The organism is Vibrio sp. Vb1574, from assembly GCF_033338675.1.
On the sequence record NZ_JAWOTC010000014.1, the window covers coordinates 42246 to 62932 of the forward strand.

The 20687-nt window shown below is 39.9% G+C and carries 19 protein-coding genes; 14 read left to right on the forward strand and 5 right to left on the reverse strand.

What is annotated here, in order from left to right; translation table 11 throughout:
* Positions 1-79: 79 nt before the first annotated feature.
* From rfaD to R7O12_RS11835, 5 genes are all read right to left on the reverse strand, one after another.
* Positions 80-1021, reverse strand: a complete 942-nt coding sequence (gene rfaD, locus R7O12_RS11815) for an ADP-glyceromanno-heptose 6-epimerase (protein WP_170893635.1) — start codon at positions 1019-1021, stop codon at positions 80-82.
* 140 nt (positions 1022-1161) lie between these two features.
* Complete coding sequence (locus R7O12_RS11820; RefSeq protein ID WP_318075963.1) at positions 1162-3357, reverse strand: YjbH domain-containing protein; 2196 nt, start codon at positions 3355-3357, stop codon at positions 1162-1164.
* Entirely contained in the window at positions 3357-4112 is a 756-nt protein-coding gene (locus tag R7O12_RS11825; RefSeq protein WP_170893637.1) for a capsule biosynthesis GfcC family protein, read from the reverse strand. The genes R7O12_RS11820 and R7O12_RS11825 overlap by 1 nt, the downstream gene beginning before the upstream one ends.
* A complete protein-coding gene (locus R7O12_RS11830) occupies positions 4109-4789 on the reverse strand; it encodes a YjbF family lipoprotein (protein ID WP_170893638.1) in 681 nt (226 codons plus the stop codon). Before R7O12_RS11830 ends, R7O12_RS11825 begins: the two co-directional genes overlap by 4 nt.
* 68 nt (positions 4790-4857) lie before the next feature.
* Positions 4858-5079 carry a hypothetical protein gene (locus tag R7O12_RS11835; RefSeq protein WP_154204902.1) on the reverse strand — a complete coding sequence of 74 codons (222 nt, stop codon included), beginning with the start codon at positions 5077-5079 and terminating at the stop codon, positions 4858-4860.
* A 301-nt stretch (positions 5080-5380) separates the two neighbouring features.
* On the opposite strand from R7O12_RS11835, the gene R7O12_RS11840 reads away from it, so the two are divergent.
* The 14 genes from R7O12_RS11840 (at position 5381) to kdsA (ending at position 20644) form a co-directional block, all read left to right on the forward strand.
* Positions 5381-5878 carry a hypothetical protein gene (locus tag R7O12_RS11840; RefSeq protein WP_154204901.1) on the forward strand — a complete coding sequence of 166 codons (498 nt, stop codon included), beginning with the start codon at positions 5381-5383 and terminating at the stop codon, positions 5876-5878.
* Between the two features lie 2 nt (positions 5879-5880).
* Entirely contained in the window at positions 5881-7629 is a 1749-nt protein-coding gene (locus tag R7O12_RS11845) for a polysaccharide biosynthesis/export family protein (RefSeq protein WP_170893639.1), read from the forward strand.
* 159 nt (positions 7630-7788) lie between these two features.
* On the forward strand, positions 7789-8895 hold the full coding sequence (locus tag R7O12_RS11850; RefSeq protein ID WP_318125865.1) for a phosphoribosylamine--glycine ligase: 1107 nt from the start codon (positions 7789-7791) through the stop codon (positions 8893-8895).
* A 38-nt stretch (positions 8896-8933) separates the two neighbouring features.
* Positions 8934-9923, forward strand: a complete 990-nt coding sequence (locus R7O12_RS11855; RefSeq protein ID WP_170893641.1) for an SIS domain-containing protein — start codon at positions 8934-8936, stop codon at positions 9921-9923.
* The gene (locus tag R7O12_RS11860; protein ID WP_170893642.1) at positions 9924-10706 is read left to right on the forward strand and encodes an ABC transporter permease; all 783 of its coding nucleotides are present in this window, start codon (positions 9924-9926) and stop codon (positions 10704-10706) included.
* On the forward strand, positions 10703-11356 hold the full coding sequence (locus R7O12_RS11865) for an ABC transporter ATP-binding protein (protein ID WP_170893643.1): 654 nt from the start codon (positions 10703-10705) through the stop codon (positions 11354-11356). The genes R7O12_RS11860 and R7O12_RS11865 overlap by 4 nt, the downstream gene beginning before the upstream one ends.
* Positions 11353-12498, forward strand: coding sequence for a capsule biosynthesis protein (locus R7O12_RS11870; RefSeq protein WP_170893644.1), 1146 nt, complete (start codon positions 11353-11355; stop codon positions 12496-12498). Before R7O12_RS11865 ends, R7O12_RS11870 begins: the two co-directional genes overlap by 4 nt.
* A gap of 137 nt (positions 12499-12635) precedes the next feature.
* Complete coding sequence (locus R7O12_RS11875; RefSeq protein WP_170893645.1) at positions 12636-13376, forward strand: acyltransferase; 741 nt, start codon at positions 12636-12638, stop codon at positions 13374-13376.
* 5 nt (positions 13377-13381) lie between these two features.
* Positions 13382-13813: an adenylyltransferase/cytidyltransferase family protein gene (locus tag R7O12_RS11880; protein ID WP_170893646.1), complete on the forward strand. Its 432-nt coding sequence runs from the start codon at positions 13382-13384 to the stop codon at positions 13811-13813.
* Entirely contained in the window at positions 13810-14892 is a 1083-nt protein-coding gene (locus R7O12_RS11885; protein WP_318075962.1) for a CDP-glycerol glycerophosphotransferase family protein, read from the forward strand. The genes R7O12_RS11880 and R7O12_RS11885 overlap by 4 nt, the downstream gene beginning before the upstream one ends.
* 7 nt (positions 14893-14899) lie before the next feature.
* Positions 14900-17002, forward strand: a complete 2103-nt coding sequence (locus R7O12_RS11890) for a hypothetical protein (protein ID WP_170893648.1) — start codon at positions 14900-14902, stop codon at positions 17000-17002.
* Entirely contained in the window at positions 16995-18953 is a 1959-nt protein-coding gene (locus R7O12_RS11895; RefSeq protein ID WP_318075961.1) for a capsular polysaccharide biosynthesis protein, read from the forward strand. The genes R7O12_RS11890 and R7O12_RS11895 overlap by 8 nt, the downstream gene beginning before the upstream one ends.
* A 48-nt stretch (positions 18954-19001) precedes the next feature.
* On the forward strand, positions 19002-19760 hold the full coding sequence (gene kdsB, locus R7O12_RS11900; RefSeq protein ID WP_167426991.1) for a 3-deoxy-manno-octulosonate cytidylyltransferase: 759 nt from the start codon (positions 19002-19004) through the stop codon (positions 19758-19760).
* A 32-nt stretch (positions 19761-19792) separates the two neighbouring features.
* Positions 19793-20644: a 3-deoxy-8-phosphooctulonate synthase gene (kdsA, locus tag R7O12_RS11905; RefSeq protein WP_006742492.1), complete on the forward strand. Its 852-nt coding sequence runs from the start codon at positions 19793-19795 to the stop codon at positions 20642-20644.
* The last annotated feature ends 43 nt before the right edge of the window (positions 20645-20687 follow it).

The window sequence follows — 20687 nt, forward strand, 5'->3', positions numbered from 1 at the left end:
GAAAAAGATAGTTAGGAATGATACAGGCTATTGCACTTGAGTAAAGGTGGCAGGTTATGGTTCTACCACCTTGTGGTGCTTAACTGTTTTGGATAGTTAAGTATTCGGCAACGCCTTCTGCAACTGTCTTGAATTCAACATCACAACCTGCGGTGCGCAGTTTGGTCAGATCCGCTTGTGTGAACTCTTGGTAAGCGCCTTTTAGGTGCTCAGGGAATGGGATGGTTTCAATTTGGCCTTTGCCATGATGCTTGATAACTGCTTTTGCTACCTCTTCAAAAGATTCAGCACGGCCAGTACCACAGTTAAAAATGCCTGATACGCCGTTTTCTAAGAACCACAGGTTTACTTTACATACATCACCAACGTAAACGAAGTCGCGTTTGAATGATTCGCTGCCCGCAAACAATTTAGGATTTTCACCTGAGTTAAGTTGGTTGTTTAGGTGGAACGCAACTGATGCCATGCTACCTTTGTGGTCTTCACGTGGGCCATATACGTTGAAGTAGCGGAAGCCGGTGATTTGAGAAAGGGTCTCACCATGTTCTTCAGCGTCTTGCCATAGGCGACGAACGTAGTTATCAAACTGCTGTTTCGAGTAACCGTATACATTCAGTGCGCCTTCGTATTCGCGTTCTTCAACGAAAGTATCGGTATCGCCGTAAGTGGCTGCTGAAGAAGCGTATAGGAATGGAATCTCGCGATCTAAACAGTAATGAAGCAGCTCTTTAGAGTACTCGTAGTTGTTTAGCATCATGTACTTACCATCCCACTCAGTCGTTGCAGAGCAAGCACCTTCGTGGAAAATTGCCTCAATCGGACCAAAATCATCGCCCGCCATAATTTGGGTCAGAAAGTCGTCACGATCCATGTAATCTGTGATGTCCAGATCAACTAAGTTCTTAAACTTTTTGCCATTTTTTAGGTTGTCGACAACCAGGATATCGTTAATGCCAGCTTCGTTTAGTGCTTTAACAATGTTGCTGCCGATCATGCCAGCGCCACCAGTTACGATGATCATAGAACTTCCACCATAGATTAAAATTTTCTCAGGAATTCTAGCAAGAAACGAAAAGTAGCGCTATTGGAAGCAGGAAGATAGGTTTGAGTCTTCTATGACTCTATATAAAAAAGGGAGCCGCAGCTCCCTTGATTACTTTATTATTCCACACCCGAACGGTTAGGCCTTTGATACCAAGGATTTCGCTCATCGGTCAACTCAATCAAGCTGTATTTACGTCCGAGTTTCTGTCCTCCGTCACGAGTAAGAGGCTGCCAACTAAAGTTCGCACGATTGTTGCTTGGCTTAACGGTCATGATGTCAAATGGAATCGACAAGTAGAAACCTTTGGTAAAGCTACCTTCACCAAATTCATCCGCAGACAAGTCTGTAAATGACGCAAAGGCACCAGCAATTACGCCACTCTTGAACTGCTTAGAAACGTTGATTTGTGTACCAACATCACCAGCTAGGAACTGACCAATATCGACTTGGATCATCAAATCTTGTAGGAATTCCCATTGAGGGTAGTAGTAACCAGATACAAAACCAGTGAAGCCTTTATCAATAACTTGGAACGGACGTCCATATTCTGGCACGTTTTGCCATTTCTCATCGTAAACACCGAAGTAACTTTGTGGATCACGTTGAGAAATTACGTTGACGTCAGCGCCAATCGCCCAGTTAGCTCCTTGTGGACGGTAAAGAAACTCGGTACCGACTCCAGCAAACATGCTCTCCAGATAACCCGCGTAGAATTGTTGATCCATGGTATCGGAATACTCTTGGAACCAAGTCAACTGTAGGTTTGACATGGTCACAGCGTGTTCATTTTGGTAAGCACGGAACATGGTGCGAACCCGAGGAACGGTAGTACCATCGGGTGGAGTGACATAATTAAACTTATCGTAGTTGTTATACCAATCCCAGTATAACGAACCGCCAATTTCAAGGTTGTCCGTCAGCCAGTATGAGGCATTCCCGCTTAGCCCTACACTAAAGAGATAGAAATCTTCAGCGTTACCTAGAGTTTGAACAAGCTTCGGTGCAAAGCCCCAATCAAAACGCTTAAAACCATCATAGACAGATTCTCCATTTGGCTTATTGCTAGCCTTTGCGGTTGCATCTTCTATTTTGGGGTTGATGTAATTAACTTGGGCAAAGTCGCGGTACTTTTCTTTGGAAATAATCGTTTGTTCGCCGACCAAGCCTCGGCTACGTTCATTGATCGCATAGGTATCAATGTCTTCAGGCATTTCATTATGAAGTACAGCCGCTGCTTTTTCGTGTGCCTCTGTACGGTCACGATATTTCTTCTGTTCACCAATGACAGTTACGGTGTTGTCATCAACATAAATGCGCGTGTTTTGGTAACCCGCAATTTTGTCTAAATCTTCCGTTACACGTTCCCAGTCAACATCAGATAGTTCTTCTGGTTGGTTATCTTCGAGTTCTGGCGTAGGCTCATCTCGCCAGAATGATGGCATGTCATTGAAGTTAGTGTTGAGCGTTAAACCTGCGACCAAAGTGTCTCCGCGTTCATAATTTAAACGAAAATCGGCCATTCCTACACGGTATAGCATACCAACGTTCCAAGGAGTATGTGGTGTCATGTCCACGCCACCTTTTACCACAGGGAAGTCTTCGCTGTAATCATTGCTATCGTATTCGAGTTTAAAGCGTAATGGTGCATGTAAGGTTTGATATTCAACACCACCAAACAATGCAGTTGGTCCTTTAAATGCTCTATCAAAGTTAGTTGTGCCACCTGTATCTAAATAGTCAGAGGGGCGTTCACAAAATCGATCTGACAATTTACAAGTCGGGTTATAGATGTTGTCACGAGTGCCTAGCGACCCCCAACCAATACCAAAAGTAAAATCAAAGGTCCCTAGCTCAGAGTTGGAATACCGCTTCGTAGCTGCGATGTATTCTCCATCGAATAAGCCGGTACCAGCAAAGTCTCGAACACCCAGTGATAGCTCAGGAATATACTGAGATTCTTTTAGCAATCGAATTTTAAAGTCAATACCTTTATCGGTATAGTTTGTGTCTCCCGAGAAACTAGGATCCTTACTATAAAGCAAATCTCGCACCGAAGTATAACGAATGGTTGTTTCTAACCAAGGCATTAGTTGCAGAGTAACGTTGTAAAAAAGGTACTCATCACTACCGGTAACAGAAAAGTTGAATTCCCCTTCAGGAGCCATACGTCCTGTTGGCATCTGCATCAAGCCAACACCACCAAAATCAGATTGAGAAGGCTGTAACGAGGGAGCCTCAAAGGGTACTTCTTGAGCCCAAACCAATGCTGGGCCCATTAAAGAAAGGGTTAAGCTTTTTCTAATTGGTATCATTACGGTCTCTTTGTAGCATTTGGTATCAATTGAGTGAGTAGGCGGATTATATCTTGATCCATGTCAGACCGTTCAAGATCACCAAACGGTACATATACCAAGGTCAGAGGTGGTAGGTAATATTGTGTTGTTAACCAAGCTCCGTGATGTGGCTTAACTACGTGACCATCTGGGTAGATCAACACTGGTGGTGTTGATAATGCACCAATGTTACTTTTCAAATTCTCTATTTGCTTCTGCAAAGGGATGCCTGCTTGCCCTTTAATAGAATACACGCTATTCAAGTTTCCCAAGAAATACACTTTTTCTTCGCGCAGAGGGCTTGCGAGCAGGAGATTGCCGCGCAACAGTGGGTTGTCGAATTTATTTAGTCGAATTTTATCAACATCGATCGCAGACAGTAAGCGTGGTGCAAAGCTTTGCTTCTGAATGAATTTATAGAATGGATGTGCAACCAAATTATGTTGAATCATTTGATTGAGTACTGTGCTCTTTAAAGCGGTAGAGTTTTTTTCGGCGCGTTCCGATTTGTCAAACAAAGTGGTACCAAGAGAGTATTGCAGAGACACGCTTTGCTCCTTAGCAAGTGCTAACAGGCTTTCTAAACGAGTCGGCTCTTGGAATTGTAGCTGTTTGCCTACTCCTAGCAATTCAACATTTAATGGTTGCATAGCAGAGATTTCTGTTTGAGCGAAGCTAGGCATACTCAAAAGCGGCATGACCAAACCGAGTAATGTTAGTAGTTGCTTGCTCATGATTTGCTATATCCCTTCAAAATGGTTAACTCAACCGGAATCATATTTGGTCCTAAGTATTGTAAGGTTTTGATAACCTGACCTTGCTCGTTTACCCAATAGTAGTTTTCGACTGATTGAGAAAGGCTGCTAAACTCAACAACTTCTTTATATACGTCGGTCATCGTGTTGGATATAGGGGTTGTTAACGTTTTTTGGCCTGAGTAAGAACGCGTTACATTTGCTGGAAAACCATAACGGTATTGTGTTGCCCAGTCGTATGAGAGTGCAAAGTTGACAGAGGCTGAATCAGAAGAAAAATCTGGCACATCACCATAAATACCCGCTAAGTCCCCATTCTGTAGACCTATCGTTTTGACTATATGCCCATTCTCCGTAACGATCATAGCTTTGTCAGCACTTACCCATTTCAGTTGTATTTTTCCATTGAGAGGATTTCGCTCTGCAAAAGCTAAAACAACAAATACCTGTTTTTGATTCCCAAGTTTTAAATAGGCACTGGCATAAGGAACGGCATTTATTTCTTCAGGGGTCATCTCTACATCGATGTAGTTACCGTACGCTTCTTGAACGGTTGCTGAAACATCATTGAACTTTTGTGTACAACCAAAGAGTAAGGCGAATAGCGGAAGAGTGAGAAGTGGGCGTATCCATTTAGACGTTCGGAAGATATTCATTATTCCCTCTTACAAATAAAATCGCCCTGAGTCATTCAGGGCGATTATCTTCTATCTACAAAACGAAATTAGTTAGTAGAAGTAGAAGTAGAAGTAGATGTTGAAGTAGATGTTGAATCGCTATCTGACGCTGCAACTGCCACTACAGTTACTGCTGCAGCTGCACCTACTGCTACGGCTGTTGTACCTGTTGCAGATGCAGACGCTGCGCCTGCTGAACCTGCTTCTTCTGCTGCAAATACAGTTGATGCGCTTAGAGCCATAAGAATAGCTAGAGCTGTATTCTTCATTATTAATCCTTGTGTTAACTAGTTTTAAAACATCGATGTTTGAAACTCTATTTAGAGTTCCAATTCATATTCTAGTTAAAAGTTGGGCAGACTGTAAATAGTTTCTTATAAAAGGTTTTTTTGTTGTATTTATGAAACAGTTGGTTTTTTTACCAAACAATTGCGTGCAGCTAATTAATTGGAAAATTGCGAATATGCTCCATTGAGTATACTCTTCCGCGGGTGTGGACTTGCCTCAAAGGAGAGTTATCTTGTACCCTAGTACGCACTTCAAAGGGGGCATTCACTGTGGGAGAAGCTGATGAGCAAGTCCAGAGTACACCGAGTGCTCAAAGCATCTTATTTGCCAAAATACATACGTGTTATGGATAACGTGTTTAACCATAGGGCGGTAGCGTGCGTAAAAATGACAAAACATCTATTTTTCAGACATAAACATCTCTTCATTTCTCTAGTGTCCATTACAGTGCTGAGTGCATGTGCGAGTAAACCTCGCCACGTTAAGGCAGATCTTCCACTTGTTACGCAAGAGTCATCTTCGATAGAAATGATGGAGGAAGTTCCAGAACAGTATTGGGGATATTTGAACAGACCTGAACTGGTGTCTATATCGCATCCAAATTATCATGTTGCTGTTGGGCCGATTTATTTCTCTGCACTGGGCCTATACTGTCGAGAAGTGAACATTGACTCCACTTCTAATGTAGTGTGCTCGATAAAGTCAGATAAAAACAATACCCCAAATACTTGGTATTGGGTCAATGGGCTTGTTAAAGATAAACTAGAGAAAAAGCTTTAAAAATGATGAAGATGACAAATAAAGCACCTCAATGGCTAGTTGCAATTACAAGCTTTGCTTGTATCAATTCAGCTTTCGCGCTTGATAGTAACAATTTAAACCTCAATGCAGCTAATCCTACGTTTTCTTCCTCTGGAACTTTAAACCAATCTCAGACGCCACCCAACGAGAAACTCTCTGCTGGTTCATTTAATAAAGAGAACAGAAATAATCTTCTTTTGCCAGGTGAGGTGGATGTTAGACAATTACTCCCTTCCTCTGGAGAAGAACTACCACCTCCTTATGCAGCAAATATTTTTGCTGGTGGTTATGAGACTGAAAGAGCTGATGGTTTGAATGATAATTATCTCGTTGCGGCTGGGGATAAGATTAACATCTGGCTGTGGGGAGCTGTAAATTACTCTAATGTTGCTACGGTGGACAATCAAGGAAATATCTTTATACCAGAAGTTGGCCCGATTCATGTCCTTGGAACAAAAGCTAGCCAAATCAACGAGCTTGTGACAAAAAAAATTAAACACGTTTATACCACTAACGTAAACGTGTATGTGAATTTACTTACTGCGACGCCAGTTAGTGTTTTTCTAAGTGGGCCAGTCATTAGACCAGGGCAATACGCTGGGATGGCCTCTGATTCAATACTTTATTTTCTTAAACGTGCTGGCGGTATTGACTCTGAACGTGGCAGTTATCGAGAAATTCAAGTTCTACGAAATGGTAAAATCATAATCAATGTTGATCTCTATGATTTTATGCAATCTGGAGTTATGCCAAAAGTTAGCTTTAAAGATGGTGATGTTATCTTGGTTACACCACAGAAAGCTGCTATCACAGTATCCGGAGGGGCTCGCAATCCCTTTCGCTTTGAACTGGAAAATTCTAGTGAATTAGGAGAAAAGTTAGCGGCTTATGCAAAGCCGCTCGCAAAAGTTTCGCATGTTGGAGTTGTTGGGAATCGAATAGATGGACCATTCTCACGTTATATGACTTACCAAGATTTCCTGAGGTTTGAATTACGAGACGGGGATAAAGTTATCTTCAATGATGATTTACACGCTCAAGTCATAGATGTTCAGGTTTCTGGTAGCTACTTAGGACCATCTTACTTTGCTGTTACAAAAGGCACTAAGTTACATGATTTGCTGAATAATATTCCCATTGATCCAATGCTTACAGATTACCAATCTATTTATATATTGAGAGATAGCGTTGCGAAAAAGCAAAAAGAAATGATTGATGAGTCTCTTAATCGGCTAGAAAGAAGTATTTTTACTGCACCAGCGTCTTCAGATGGAGAAGCTGTAATCAGAGCAAAAGAAGCAGAAATGGTACTTCAGTTTACTGAGCGAGCTCGTAAAGTTCAGCCGCTAGGGAAAGTCATCGTTTCTGAACATGGTCTTGTAGCTAATATATTATTAGAACAAGGTGACCAAATTGTCATTCCAAACAAAACAGATCTAATTCAAGTGGGGGGTGAGGTTTTGATGCCACAAGCGCTCGTTTATAACCCTAATGCCACTATCGACGACTACATTGCGTGGGCCGGTGGTTTCACTGATAGGGCCGAGGATCAGCGTATAGCAGTTGTGCGAGCAAACGGCCTGGTTGAATTTGATAGTGGGAAACCCATACAAAAAGGTGATCAAATCTTAGTTTTACCTAAAGTTGACACTAAAACAATGCAGGCAGTTAAAGATATTACGCAAATCATTTACCAAATTGCTGTAGCAGCAAATGTAGCGATAAACTAACCTATGAAAACTGATCATATAGTGTTATCGCTAGATCCAATGTACTCGCCACTACACGAGAAAATAGCGGGGATATTGGGAAAGAAAAGGTATGCAGTTACTTCCTGTTTATCAAAAAAAATCTATCTACCTACTTTCAAGCAGTTTCTAGCAGTTAATATGATCGCAGCAGTGAGTAAGGAGCAAGCGCAGCCTTACCAAGAAAAAATATCTTTACTTCGAACATACCATCATGCTTATGTTCAAAAAGTAGAAGGCCGGACTCTCAGTAATGAGGAGTTGAACTATATGGCTAGGTTTTACGTGGCGCTTAAATGTTTTGTTATAGAAAAAGATATCAGTCTCGTTTTACTGCATAATGATGCAAGGTGGTATCACGCTGTGGCAATTGATGTATGCAGGGAGTTGGATATAAATTATTTGGTTACAGAGCAGGGGCTTATTCGACCATTTACAACTGTTATCGATCCCCAAGGTGTTAATGCCAACAGCAAGATAGATTTTAAAATATTTAATAATGATGTTCAACACACCCCAAAAGAGCAGGGGAGTTTTATACCAAAAGATACTCATGACTCAATAAAGTCGATGCTTTTTTTCTTTATTTTTTTATTGGGTTTTGCTTTTGAGCGTATAAATAAGAACCGAACAGTTATCCGCTATATGCATAATAGCTATAGTTTGAAAAAGTATTTCAAACGTATTGCGAACAAACTGATTAAGAGAAAAAAGGGAACATTAGTACCTTCATTAAGTTCTCATGGTTCCATTCTACTACTACTCCAGTTGGAAAATGACTCACAGTTTCTACTGCATAGTCCTTTCAAGTCTAATCAGGAGGTTATCAACTTGGTCGCAGATTTGGCCAAGTTGGCAAAAGTGAAGTTAGCAGTTAAGCGTCATCCCTTGGACGATAAAGAGTATCAACTTGATGACAATACCTATTATGTTGATGGGAAAATAGCAGAGCTGGCAAGTTCTGCTGAAATTGTATTTACTATCAACTCTAGTTCAAGCATTGAAGTTTTAAAGACCGTGACTCCATTAATATTGATGGGCGAGTCAATTTATGCTTATAAAGGGGTGGCCGTAGAATTCGATTCTAACCATCCATCCCAAGTGATGGTGCAAGCAAAGGCAGAGGTCGACTCCGTGACCAGACAAAGGTTTGTCCATTATTTGCATAACGAATACTTGGTACAGGGAGCTGGCTATTCGTTTTGCTCTAAGCACCTTGAGCACAAATTAGAGCAGATTTTAACTTAAAGACGGTATGTACACTGTTAGTTGGAGAGAGCACACTCATGAAAACACTTGATATCAATGACTACTATTCCATTTCGGGTGAGCAAAAGCCGGTGTTGGAGTCGATTGTTGACACGTTTAAGCACCAGGCAAATGCATTGAATGAGATGGCTAATAGTATTGATTTTGAGCAATACCAAAAGGCTATTTCTTATATTATTAACTGCCAAGGTCATGTCATTGTATGTGGAATGGGTAAATCTGGTCACGTAGGTAAGAAAATTTCTGCCACATTAGCGTCGACGGGCACGCCAAGTTTCTTCTTACATCCAAGCGAAGCATTTCATGGTGATTTAGGGATGATCACTAAAGAGGATGTAATTGTTCTAATTTCTAACAGTGGCGAAACGGATGAAGTATTGCAATTGATTCCTTCGTTGAAGTCATTTGGCAATAAGATCATCTCTATTACCGGAAGACTTGATTCTACGATGAGCTGCAACTCAGATGCCACATTGCTACTAGCGCAGATCCAAGAATCTTGCCCTAACAATTTGGCACCAACCACTTCAACAACTCTTACTATTGCCTTAGGTGATGCGTTGGCCGTTGCGTTGATGAAAATGCGCCAGTTTATGCCAAATGACTTTGCTCGCTTTCACCCTGGTGGTTCTTTGGGTCGACGTTTGCTGACTCGAGTTCAAGATGAAATGGGAACAGACAATTTACCGTTAGTTGATGTTAGCGATTTTATGCCGTCAGTCATCATTAAAATGAACGAGAGCCGAAAAGGAGTCGCGATTGTTATTGAGAATGATCAGTTAAAAGGCATTATTACTGACGGTGATTTGCGTAGAGCATTAGCAAAAGAGGCTGAGTTTAATATATTAAAAGCTGGGGATGTAATGAGCCGAGAACCAAAAACATGTTATGACACTGAAATGCTGGCGGATGCAGAAGAAAAGATGCGTCAACACTCTATCTCATCTTTGGTCGTTTTAGACGATGAAAGTAAGGTAGTTGGATTAATTCAGATCTTTAACATGTAAATGAAAGATTTACGCCAAGCTTTGAGGGTTCAAGGGCGTGTAATATATGCTCTTACTTTACGTGAAGCACTTGGTAAATATGGTAAAAGCAAAATAGGTTATTTATGGGCATTACTTGAACCTATTATTCAGATTTTGCTATTAGTAACCATTTTTACCATGCTTGAACGACGCTCTCCCCTAGGTGGGGACTTAGCGGTATTTTTTACGACAGGAATTGTGCCATGGTTAATATATAGTAACTTGGGAAATCGGATGTCTGGTGCGCTGGGGGCTAACCAAGCGTTATTATCTTACCCGCATGTTACTCCATTTGATGTACTGTTTAGTCGTGCATTGTTAGAGTCAATCACCATGATCGTGGTCTTTATCATTATTATATCTGCCTTACAGGCTGTTGGTAGAAGTGCTGTGATATATGATCTTAACAATGTGTTAGTTGGTATTGGTTTGTTAATGCTTTTCGCTATGGGGGTTGGAATGATAAACTCTGCCGTTAGAATGTATTTTGATGGTTGGGATAAAATTTTCAGAGCCAGTAACCGACCTCTTTACTTCTTGTCTGGAATATTTTTTACGTCTGCTAGTTTGCCCCACCAGGCCAGAGATTACTTGCAATGGAACCCGATATTTCAATATGTGGAATGGATTAGGAGCGGTTTTTTTTCCACATATCAAAACATGTATATTAATCACTCTTATGCACTGTTTTGCTCAGCAATTTCTGTTTTTCTAGGATTGTCACTAACCCAATATACTCGGCGCCAGGCTCGTAACTTATGATAGAACTAATTAATGTATCTAAAGTTTACAAAACACCTAATGGGAAAAAACACGTGTTGAAACCGTGCTCTGTTAGTTTTCCCAAAGGTCGTAACATCGGGCTGCTAGGAGTTAACGGTGCGGGTAAATCCACTTTGTTGCGTATGATTGCGGGTTCTGAGCATCCAACGAACGGAGTGATTAAACGAAATGTAAAGATGTCCTGGCCATTAGGTTTTTCTGGTGGGTTTAATGGCTCTTTAACGGGGGCAGAAAACTTACGTTTTGTTAGCCGAATTTACGGGGCGGACATCAATCAAGTTACTAACTTTGTAAGATGTTTTTCTGAATTAGGCGATTATCTGAATATGCCAGTTAAAAGCTACAGTTCAGGTATGAAAGCAAGGTTGGCGTTTGGTTTGTCTATGGCTATTGACTTTGATTGCTATTTGGTTGATGAGATCACTGGAGTTGGCGATAGAAAGTTCCAAAAAAAATGCCGGGATGCTTTTAAAGAGCGTAGCAAAAAATCTAGCATAATTATGGTTTCTCACAATATGCCAACTTTGAAAGAACATTGTGATATGGGGTTGGTATTGACGGAAGGGAAATTATCATTTTATGAAGATATTAATCAAGCAATAGATAAATACTTAACGTTATCGAAATGAACTTAAATAAAAAACATAAAATATTCCTTAATAAATTTTGGAAAAATAGAAATAGCAAGCAGAAAAGTTATATTTTGTTTGTTATTTTACCTACATTATTAGCAGTCATTTACTATGCGTTTATTGCATCTGGAAAATTTGTGGTAGAAACAAGATTTTCTGTAAAAGGCAACGAAATGCAACAACTCGATCTTCTGAGTGGAATAGCTGGTATCCCTTCACAAGGAGGTGCTGTTACAGATTCTTATATTGTACAGGACTATATACATTCACTTGATATGGTAAAAGCAATTAGTAAACGACTCGCTGTTAAAGACATATTTAATCATCCTGATGCGGATTGGATCTCTGCTTTAGGGACTCAAACTACTCAAGTTGATCTGTTAACGTACTGGAATAAGCTTGTTACCGCTTCCTATGATCCAACCACAACTATCATTACTTTAAAAGTCAGAGCATTTTCTCCCGATGATGCGAAAAAACTGTCAGAAGAGATCCTTCATCAAAGTGAGATTCTGGTAAACAATCTATCAGAAAGAGCAAGAAATGATGACTTAACTTTCGCTGAAGCTGAAGTTCAAAGAGCAGAGAAAAGGGTAACTAACGCACGAGCACTTATGCATGATTTCAGAGTTTCAGCGCAGGACCTAGATCCGGCGCAATCAGCTAGTGCGAAAATGATGTTGATCGGTGAGTTAGAAGTACAGCTAGCGAAAACAAAGGCAGAACTAAACGCTTTAACCAGTTACATGGATGCGAAAGCACCTGCCGTTGTAAACCTAAAGCGAGAAGTTATGGCGTTGACTATGCAAATTCAAAACGAGAAAAAAGCAATTGCGGGTGATCCTGATACTCAATCGACCTTAAGCGGTGTCTTTGCCGACTATGAGCCATTGTTGGTTGAAAGAACTTTTGCTGAGAAAGCCTACACTTCTGCGTTGGCATCTTTAGAAGCGGCTAGGGTTGAGGCTTCAAGAAAGCATCGCTACCTGGCTACTTTTGTCGAACCATTGCTGCCGGATGAAGCAACGGAACCTAAGAGGTTGCGCTCTATATTTACGGTGTTTTTTGCGACATCTCTTGCATGGGTGATTGGTTTACTTGGCCTTGGCATTGTTAAAGAACATATTGGTTGGGTGTAACTAAGTAAGTTAATGTACCTAAAATTGTTATGTATTATTTTCTCGGCTGTCCTAACAATATTTAAATATGTTACTTTAAACTGTGAATTGAAGTCGTAATCTTATATTTATTCTGAATGCAATGAGTGGGCAGGGATGTGAAAAGAGATTATTTAATAAAGAAAGCGAAAGATATTATTAATAATTTTGACTTGAATGAAAATAACTTTAATAAGATGGCTGATGATAAGAAAGGAAATTTAGTACTTTCTAAAAGTGTTATTCCAGACAAGGTTAAAATTGAATTTAATAACAGCTGTAACTGTCGAGTTTTTATTGGAAGCAATGTTAGAGGGAGCTTCTCTATAAATATAAATAAAGATAACTCTACAGTTTATATTGGCGATAATTGTCATCTAAAACAGACGATTTTAAAGTCTGAGTGCATAAATGATTTTATAGTTCTAGGAAATCATGTAACAACCTCTGGCGCTGTTGCATTTCGAAGTGGGCTAAGATCTGGCAACTCATCATCAGCGATCATAGTTGGTGATGATTGTATGTTTTCACATGGTATTACAGTAAGAAATACAGATGCTCATCCGATTTGGAGTATAGAAACTATGCAACAAGTTAATAAGCCTAAAGATTTTATCTACATAGAGCCTCACGTTTGGATCGGCCAAGGTGCAATGATTTTGAAAGATGTACATATTGGTGCATGTTCTATAGTAGCTGCTGGTTCAATCGTCACTAAAAGTGCTGAGCGCTTCTCGAAAATCTATGGCAGTCCATCTAAAAATAAAGTTGACGCGACTGTTTTCTGGTCAAGATCATATACGTCTGAGGCAAAGAAAACAGCGCAGTACTTTTATGATAAATATTTTTGTTGTGAGTGATATTAATGAAAAATGTAATTACATATGGAACGTTCGATGTGTTTCATGTTGGTCATTTAAGACTTTTAGAAAGAGCAAAATCTTTAGGGGACAACCTTATTGTGGCATTGTCTACAGATGAATTTAATTTAACACATAAAGGAAAAGTAACAGCGATTCCATATCCAGATAGGGCGGAAATTGTTAATGCAATAAAGCATGTTAATCAAGTCATTCCAGAGACATCATGGGAACAGAAAATTGAAGATGTGAAAAAGTATAACATTGATATTTTTGTTATAGGTGATGATTGGGAGGGTGAATTTGACTTTCTAAAAGAGCACTGCGAAGTTGTATATTTATCTAGAACAGAAAATATTTCTTCTACAGATATTAAAAATCATATTAAGGCTAATGCTAGTACTCAAATCGGTATTCATGAGGAAAACGCGCAATGAGAGTGGCCTTCTTAATTTGGAACAAATTTCAATTTAAACATTTTAGCAAGTTTTACGATATTTTCGATGATATCACATTGATTATTGAAAGACGATTAGCTAATGACTCTATTTTTAGTGTAGATCAACTAGCTGATATGAAGATGAAAAAGCTATTTATTGATAAGTCTAAGATTAAACACTTAGATGGAGTTTTTGATGTTATTTTTTGTCAAACAGTTTTTCCTCAAATAGAGTATATCGAAAAAAGTAAGATTGCTATGCTTCAGTATGGGTTAGCAAAAGAAAATCACAATTACGGAACGTGGAGATCATTTGCCAGTGTAATTTTTTCTTATGGTAATTACTCTACTGAAAAACTATCACATTTTGCCCCTACGTTTAATATTGGACATCCAAAATTTGATAAACTATCGGTGGGTGAGAGTAGTTCTCTTAAAGAGACGCTAAAGTTAGATAATTTAAAGAAAACTATTTTGTATTGCCCTACTTGGGGGGACTTATCATCTTACCCTCATTATATCGATGAGATTTTAAGTAAAGCGGATGATTATAATGTAATACTGAAACTGCATCACAACACGTTAACATTAAGTGATGTTACCAACGACTTCTCTGATAGTCACGTTATTGTAGCAAATGACTATGAATTAAGTGAGTTGATTCAAGTCTCAGATGTCGTTATTTCTGATTACAGTGGTGCGATATTTGACGCGGTTTATTGTGATAAACCGATAGTTTTGTGTCATCATCTGGATTTAGAGTCAATGCAGCATGACAAAGTAGGGCTGGATAGCTTAGAGTTTAAATGCTCTGAAAGGCTAGGCGTTGTTGTAAACGAACCCAAAGAGCTTTCTATTGCTTTAGAAAAAGCTTTACATAATCCTATTGATACACACGAAATTAAAAATGATTTATTCGTAGATCTAACGCGTGATGAGTTTGTATCAACTATCAAGCATACGACACAGGGTTGTGTATTAGGCAATCTAAATAAAACTCAGGGGCAACGATTTGTTTCTGATTTAGTTAGACATGAAAGAAAACAAAAGTTTGCTTTGAAGAAAGCGATGAGATAAATGAGCTATGTTAAGAGCTGCTTTTAAACTTATATCACCTTTGTTACCGTCAAAAATTAACATAAAATTAATTACATTTTGTACAAGACTTGGTTTTGGTGGGAAATATCTTTTTAAATATTATATTAAAAATGCTGAAGTCAAGAATTATGTAATTGAAAACTACTTTTTCGATAGATACCCAGAGCTAAGTGGTTGTGGCTTAGATAAAAAGGGTACTGATAAAGTTTCTAATGAAGCTAGAAAAATAAGTTCATCTAGCGGTAATGGTTCCACTAATTATACAAATTCAAAACTTGATTCCATTTTTGAATCAATGTCTACATCTTTTGAAAATAATGACCATGATTCTGCAATGGGATTTTACAATGTCCTTGTCAGCAGACATTTCAACACCGCACAGGCTCAAAAGGCAATAATAGAGCGGAGTAAAGATGCTTCATTTTACAAAGCGAATAAAGATGTTGTCCACAAGGCGATTTGTAATCTGATTGATTCTCGAAAGGGAAATAAGTTTTTATTGCAATATTTTAAGTTTAAACTTAGTTCGGGCTTAAATGATGAGCTGCTAAGTTTAACTGAGTTCTTCTATTATAAAAATCACACTAATCAAGGTGTTATCACTTTCTTGGGTGATATCTACAAGAATGACGGTAAATATCTTAACGCCCTAAATTATTATTCTGCTTTGAAGGGGGTTAATTATCATTATGGTTCAGCAAAACTTATCTCTCTTCATGCTGATGAAGATAATATTAACGATCTTCATGAAGAATTATGTTCTCTTTTAGATAGCAAAGTACCTAATAAAGAAGCCTTTCGTATAGTTCCAATGCTTTTGAGAGTAGCACCTTTGCTCAAAGGCGAAGAGTTTACTAGTACTAAAATGCGTATATTTGAGTTGAGAGATAAATTTTGCTCTTCGTTCAAAGAAGCCACTTTAAATGAAGCCAGGTCACGAGCGGTAGTAAGATCTAGATATTTACCATTCTTTGATAAGCTATCAGATTCAGTAAAATCTGATTTGGGATATTCTCTAACGAATTCCGAAGTGTCGAGAAATATTTTCCATTTGGCTTATTATAACGATTCGCAAGATAATATTGCTTGTGTCGATAAAGGCGATGTCAAGTACTTAAGTCTTGAAGAAGCAAATGAAAGAAATGATATCTTTGAATTATTTATTCCAACAGTGTTTTTTAATCTAGATACGACCAAAGACATTTATGGATCTATAAGAACATTTTATGTCAATTTACTTGAAGTTCTTTGGGATGGGAATTACGCATTCATTCCAAGAATGCAATATAACTGGCGAGATGTTGATCTAAAATCTACGAGTGATGTAGTTTGCTATCACTCGGTATTAGGTGATCGGGAAGGAAATAATGTTGTTGTTCAAGAGTCTACGTTATCAGGAAGAGTGTCATTGGACTCCAAAGGTTACGCAGGTTTTAGTGCTTTTTCTAGTCTAGATATTCCTAATGACACTACTTGTATTGATGAATCATTAATCTTATCTTTTATCGAAAATTTTAAGGCTCAAAAATCATCAAAATACCATCAAAATAGTACTGAAATGAATTTTGATTTTGATTATGTCTTCATGCCATTGCAGGTTGAAACGGATGCAGTAGCCGTATTGCGCCATTTTGATATAGAGGATGCTCTTAAGGAAATCGTCTCTTTCACACAAGAGAAAGGATTAAAACTGATTCTTAAGAAACACCCTTACTGCAATTCTGTGAGAATTCGAGAGTTATTATCTTGGGCCTTGAGTTTCAAGCACGTAATTGAAAGTAAAAGCTCAATTCATGACTTGATTGATAATAGCAAATTTGTGTTTACAGCTAACTCAGGAGTTGGTTTGGAGGCTGTAATGTACTCTAAATCAGTTGTGACATTTGGCCGTTCTGATTATTCCCAAGTTGCTTTAGAATGTCAGGAAGTTGAACAGCTTGTTAACTATTTTGAAAAAGCGCTTGTTTCAGAAAATAATGATTACTCTAGCTTTATTTATGAATATCTGAACAATTATACGGTAAGCGTTGATGATAAAGCTGCTATAGAAAAGCGTCTTGAGAAACTGCGAAGTTTTGGTTATGAGTAGTGACTATATAATATTTTCATCAGGTATTAAGAAAATAAAGTCATTGACGGGTTTTCTTGAATATGTCCCGAATGTAAAACAGACCAAATCGGTCATCGGCTGGGGCTTTAAACCCACGGCAAAGCGAGCCAGAGATTATGCTGAAAAACATGCTCTCCCTTACGTTGCACTGGAAGATGGTTTTCTTCGTTCTATTGGCTTAGGGGTTGCGGGTGCGCAGCCTCTGAGCCTAGTCGTAGATGATGTCGGCATCTATTACGATGCAAGGCAGCCGTCGAAACTTGAAATTTTGATCAAAGAAAGTGAAGGTTTAGGCTCTGACGAGCTTGTGCGCAGTCGCTTATGTATTGACGCGATTCGCCAGTATCGACTCTCGAAATACAATCAAAACCAGCGAGATGATAGCTTACTAGAAGAAAAACCCAACGTATTGGTGATTGATCAGACCCTAGGTGATGCTTCTGTTGAGGGCGCGCAAGCCTCGCAAGAAACATTTGTTGACATGCTTAAACAGGCAGTTGAGGAAAATCCAGACGAAACAGTTTGGGTGAAAGTTCACCCTGATGTTGTGCATGGAAAGAAGAAAGGTTTTCTTTACCCTCTGCCATTTGAGCACCCGAATATTCGGGTGCACACGGAAAAAGTAAACCCTTGGGACTTTTTAGACAGCGTTAAAAGTGTCTATACCGTTTCCAGCTTGATGGGATTCGAAGCGCTCTTAGCCGGGGCGAGTGTTCATTGTTTTGGTGTGCCGTTTTACGCCGGGTGGGGGTTGACTAACGATAGACAACAATGCCCTCGCAGAAACGTTGATCGTTCACTGGAGCAGTTATTTTATGCAGCATATATACAATATGCACGCTATGTAGATCCTATTCTTGGGGAACGGTGTGATATTGAGCGTATTATCAGTTATATGACGGATACACTCAAAGTTATGGCAAAACCTTCCAGAACAGTTTCTATATCAAAATTGTCGTGGTGGAAACAACGATGGATTGGTGACTACCTGAAAGCCTGGCGGTTTGAGAAGGTGAGTTCCGAAGCGGAAGAAATGCTGCGCTGGGGTCGTGGGTCGTTGGATGAAAACAACTATTGTATTGAAGATGGCTTTATCCGATCTGTAGGGTTAGGGGTGCATTTTAATCGTCCGGTATCTCTTGTGTGCGATTCGCGTGGTATTTACTTTGATGTCCGAGAGCCCAGCGATTTAGAGTACATGTTGGAAAATCAGCAGTATAGCGATTGGGACTGCGTACGTGCGCGTGCGCTGATAACTCAACTGCTGGCGGCTAATCTGACTAAATACAATGTTGGTAGCGATTGCGACGTCTCTTTGCCTCAAAATCGAAAAATCATTTTGGTTCCGGGCCAGGTAGAGTCTGATGCGTCAATCAAGTATGGCTCACCGGAGATCTATCACAACGAGACGCTTCTTAAAGCTGTAAGGACGGCGGAGCCGGATGCCTACATTATTTATAAGCCACATCCCGATGTTTTGGCTGGTCAACGAGATAACGGTAACTGGCAGGGCGATTTCACACGCGCGGCCGATCATGTCGAAACGCAGGCCTCAATGGCAAGCTTATTAGAAATGGTCGATGAGGTTCATACCATGACGTCCTTAACCGGGTTTGAAGCGCTGTTGAGAGGTAAGCGCGTCACCTGTTACGGATTACCATTCTATGCGGGGTGGGGGCTTACCAATGATAAGCTGATTTGCGCAAGAAGAACGCGTTCTCATTCGGTCGAAAGCTTGGCTTACTTTGCCTTGATAGAATACCCGACTTATGTGGACCCTATTACGCGTAAAACGATGACAGCAGAACAGGCGGTGACTCGTGTAGCACAAATGAAAGCTGGAAAAGTGCAAGTCAAAGATACCAAGTTGCAGTTGTTACTTGCGATGAAGAAAGCTAAAAATACGCTCAAGCGATTTATCCGATCTTAGATCTGCTTCTTATCTCTAATCAACGTCACTCACAAAGATGGAACGTTAATGTCTAATATTCATATTGTTATTCCAGCTCGCTTCGGTTCAAGCCGATTGCCTGGCAAACTAATGCTGGATCTGGTGGGTAAGCCAGTGATTGCCCATGTTGTAGAGCGTGCCCTGACCCTGACAGACTCGGTCTACGTAGCGACAGATAATCAAGATATTTTTGATGTTGTCAGTCACGCTGGTGCAACCGCGGTCATGACCTCGGAGAAACACAATTCCGGCACCGATCGCTTAGCTGAGGCGGCGAACAAGCTAAACTTTGCTGATGATGACATCGTGGTAAACCTTCAAGGAGATGAGCCATTGATGCCGATCGCGCTGTTACGACAAGTCTCAGCCCTGCTTGATGCCCATAGTAACGCTGGCATTGCGACACTAATGCAGCGCATTAAGCATGTAAAAGATTTTATCAACCCTAACGTGGTAAAAGTAGCTCAAGGCGAAAGATGCAAAGCTCTTTACTTTAGTCGAGCTCCAATTCCTTACCCGCGTGATGAATTCTCTACTGAAATAGCTGAATTGCCACAAGGCGACTATTTCCGACATATCGGTTTATATGCCTATCGAGTAAAGACGTTAAAAGCGATTACTCAACTTACTGAGCATCCTCTTGAGTCTTTAGAGAAACTGGAGCAGTTACGTCCGTTAGCTCACGGCGTCGAAATCGTCATTGATGAGGCAAGTGAGGAGCCTGAGCACGGTATTGACACTCTTGAAGATTTAGAACGTGTTCGTCATGTTCTACTAGCTAAATAAATATATTCATTAAGATAAAAACGGAAACCCCAATGAACCAGAAAACCGTAAACATCGGTCATATTGAAGTTGCGAATGACAAACCATTCACTCTATTTGGTGGTATGAATGTCCTAGAATCGCGTGACTTAGCGATGCAGATTTGTGAGTACTACGTAAAAGTAACGGAAAAGCTTGGTATTCCGTATGTTTTCAAGGCGTCATTTGATAAAGCGAATCGTAGCTCTGTGCACTCTTATCGTGGTCCAGGTCTTGATGAAGGGATGAAAATTTTCCAAGAGTTGAAAGATACATTTGGTGTGAAAATTATCACTGATGTTCATACCGAAGCTCAAGCACAGCCAGTTGCTGAAGTGGTGGATGTGATTCAGCTACCTGCATTTTTAGCTCGTCAGACAGATCTTGTAGAAGCGATGGCTAAAACTGGTGCGGTGATCAACGTCAAGAAACCCCAGTTTATGAGCCCGGGCCAAGTAGGCAATATTGTAGAAAAGTTTGGTGAGTGTGGTAACGATCGTATCATACTGTGTGAACGTGGTGCTTGTCATGGTTATGATAACCTAGTTGTTGATATGCTTGGCTTTGGAGTAATGAAAAAAGCATCGCAAGGTAGCCCAATCATTTTTGATGTGACGCACTCATTGCAAATGCGAGACCCTTCTGGTGCCGCGTCAGGCGGACGCCGTGAACAAACGGTTGAGTTAGCCCTTTCTGGTATGGCAACCGGGATTGCTGGTTTGTTTATGGAAGCTCACCCTGAACCGAATAAAGCAAAATGTGACGGCCCGTCTGCGTTCCCGTTGGCAAAACTAGAGCAGTTCTTATCTCAGGTTAAGCAAGTCGATGACCTAGTTAAGAGCTTTAGTGCAATTGATATCAAATAATCACTAGTTTTGATTTTTAAACGTTGTCTAATCGTCACATAAC

Excerpts from the sequence above, each read along its gene's own strand:
- kdsB (WP_167426991.1), top strand. The coding sequence starts at position 19,002 with ATGTCTAATATTCATATTGTTATTCCAGCTCGCTTCGGTTCAAGCCGA.
- R7O12_RS11880 (WP_170893646.1), top strand. The coding sequence starts at position 13,382 with ATGAAAAATGTAATTACATATGGAACGTTCGATGTGTTTCATGTTGGT.
- R7O12_RS11855 (WP_170893641.1), top strand. The coding sequence starts at position 8,934 with ATGAAAACACTTGATATCAATGACTACTATTCCATTTCGGGTGAGCAA.
- R7O12_RS11825 (WP_170893637.1), bottom strand. The coding sequence starts at position 4,112 with ATGAGCAAGCAACTACTAACATTACTCGGTTTGGTCATGCCGCTTTTG.
- kdsA (WP_006742492.1), top strand. The coding sequence starts at position 19,793 with ATGAACCAGAAAACCGTAAACATCGGTCATATTGAAGTTGCGAATGAC.
- rfaD (WP_170893635.1), bottom strand. The coding sequence starts at position 1,021 with ATGATCATCGTAACTGGTGGCGCTGGCATGATCGGCAGCAACATTGTT.
- R7O12_RS11885 (WP_318075962.1), top strand. The coding sequence starts at position 13,810 with ATGAGAGTGGCCTTCTTAATTTGGAACAAATTTCAATTTAAACATTTT.
- R7O12_RS11865 (WP_170893643.1), top strand. The coding sequence starts at position 10,703 with ATGATAGAACTAATTAATGTATCTAAAGTTTACAAAACACCTAATGGG.
- R7O12_RS11845 (WP_170893639.1), top strand. The coding sequence starts at position 5,881 with ATGATGAAGATGACAAATAAAGCACCTCAATGGCTAGTTGCAATTACA.
- R7O12_RS11850 (WP_318125865.1), top strand. The coding sequence starts at position 7,789 with ATGATCGCAGCAGTGAGTAAGGAGCAAGCGCAGCCTTACCAAGAAAAA.
- R7O12_RS11860 (WP_170893642.1), top strand. The coding sequence starts at position 9,924 with ATGAAAGATTTACGCCAAGCTTTGAGGGTTCAAGGGCGTGTAATATAT.
- R7O12_RS11835 (WP_154204902.1), bottom strand. The coding sequence starts at position 5,079 with ATGAAGAATACAGCTCTAGCTATTCTTATGGCTCTAAGCGCATCAACT.
- R7O12_RS11890 (WP_170893648.1), top strand. The coding sequence starts at position 14,900 with ATGTTAAGAGCTGCTTTTAAACTTATATCACCTTTGTTACCGTCAAAA.
- R7O12_RS11840 (WP_154204901.1), top strand. The coding sequence starts at position 5,381 with ATGAGCAAGTCCAGAGTACACCGAGTGCTCAAAGCATCTTATTTGCCA.
- R7O12_RS11830 (WP_170893638.1), bottom strand. The coding sequence starts at position 4,789 with ATGAATATCTTCCGAACGTCTAAATGGATACGCCCACTTCTCACTCTT.
- R7O12_RS11820 (WP_318075963.1), bottom strand. The coding sequence starts at position 3,357 with ATGATACCAATTAGAAAAAGCTTAACCCTTTCTTTAATGGGCCCAGCA.
- R7O12_RS11895 (WP_318075961.1), top strand. The coding sequence starts at position 16,995 with ATGAGTAGTGACTATATAATATTTTCATCAGGTATTAAGAAAATAAAG.
- R7O12_RS11870 (WP_170893644.1), top strand. The coding sequence starts at position 11,353 with ATGAACTTAAATAAAAAACATAAAATATTCCTTAATAAATTTTGGAAA.